This window comes from Pseudomonas sp. MD195_PC81_125 (genome assembly GCF_014060985.1).
Classification (GTDB): domain Bacteria; phylum Pseudomonadota; class Gammaproteobacteria; order Pseudomonadales; family Pseudomonadaceae; genus Aquipseudomonas; species Aquipseudomonas parakoreensis.
The window spans coordinates 1-1,491 of sequence record NZ_JABULD010000572.1 but is presented as its reverse complement, the minus strand read 5'-3'; the positions used below and the strand labels follow the sequence as shown (position 1 = coordinate 1,491).

The following is a 1,491-nucleotide window of genomic DNA, read 5'->3' as shown; positions in this document are numbered from 1 at the left end:
GGTTGCGCGTGAAAATCGTGCGCCTTGAAGGCCAACCGGGAACGGATCACCCTCTCAAGAGCCGCATCGCCACGTTTGCCTTGACCGCCGTTACGCACTTCGCACGAATCATAGGCAGCGAACAAATAGAAATTCAGGAACCTCTTCCAGCAGTAGTTCCTCTTTACAGGCAACTGGGTTTTGAGTTCGACACAGAGGGGCGACTTGTGAAGTTATTGACTAAGTCTAGTATCGGGCCATCTGCTCATTTAATGATCAACGTCGGAGATACCATGAAAGCTGTCGTTGAAAACAAGGCGTCGGTCGCCAAGTCAATAAAGGTCAATAGAAAGCGCTCGTGCTCAGAGCTTTCTGAGAGAGAGTTGCAACGTATCAGGGAGGCGTTGGCAAACCCGGCCGTTGAGGAGCCTGGGGGTGTTCTTGCCGGCGCCTCTTTCACCTTCCCTTCATGAAAAAACCGCTCACCAGGAGCGGTTTTTTTATTTCAACATCCAGCCTCAACCAAACAGCCAATACCCCAGCAACGTCAGCACCAACACCGCCAGAACCGGACGCAGGATGCGGTAAGCCTTGGGGTTGCGGCGTTTCCACTGTTTGACCACGCCACTGAACTTGTCGCTGAAGCTCTTGCTCCAGGCATAAGCCTGGTTAATGCCGCCGACACGTTCGTCATCAAGGTTCTGCGGGGCGGTGGCGCGTCCCAGCCAGGCGCTGATGGCGCGGTTGATGCGGGTCATCAGACGGTTGCTTAATGGGCGTTCGACGTCGCAGAACAGGATGACGCGAGTCTGCTCGGTTTCGTTTTTGACCCAGTGCACGTAAGTCTCGTCGAACATCACGTCTTCCCCGTCGCGCCAGGCGTACACCTGACCGTCGACGAAGATCCGGCAATCGTCGGAGTTCGGCGTCGACAGGCCCAGGTGATAACGCAGCGAGCCGGCAAACGGGTCACGGTGCGGGTTCAGGTGACTGCCACCGGGCAACAGCGCGAACATCGCACCTTTGACATTAGGGATCGCACTGACCAAGGCCACGGTTTTCGGGCACAGGGTTTCGGCCGACGGCAGCGGTTTGTCGTACCACTTGAGGTAGAAACGCTTCCAGCCCTTCTTGAAGAACGAGCCAAAACCAGCGTCGTTGTTCTTCTCCGCGGCGCGGATATAGCCCTCGTCGAACAGGTGCATGGCTTCGTCGCGAATGGTTTCCCAGTTATCGCGCAGCACATCCAGTTCCGGAAACTTGCTGCGATCCAGATACGGTTTGGACGGAACGCCGGAGAACAGGTACATCAGCGCATTGTACGGAGCGAACAGCGCCGAGTGGTTGACGAACTGACGCAGGACCGGCAGACGCGCCTTGCCGCGCAAATGCACATAGAGGATGCTGCCCACAAACAGCAGCAACACCAACACCTTGGCGGCTAACGAAAAGGTCATCAACGACTCCTTGAATAAAGACAACGCTGCGCAACGCCTTTTACCCGGCATGGCA

At 56.3% G+C, this 1,491-nt stretch carries 1 protein-coding gene and 1 pseudogene; one reads left to right on the top strand and one right to left on the bottom strand.

All coding sequences use genetic code 11. The features are described 5' to 3' along the window. Positions 1–452: pseudogene (locus HT737_RS31905) on the top strand (hypothetical protein); the annotation flags it as partial. A 45-nt stretch (positions 453–497) separates the two neighbouring features. Here HT737_RS31905 and HT737_RS22905 read toward each other — a convergent pair. Further along, positions 498–1,436: an aspartyl/asparaginyl beta-hydroxylase domain-containing protein gene (locus tag HT737_RS22905; protein WP_047292347.1), complete on the bottom strand. Its 939-nt coding sequence runs from the start codon at positions 1,434–1,436 to the stop codon at positions 498–500. Between the last annotated feature and the right edge of the window lie 55 nt (positions 1,437–1,491).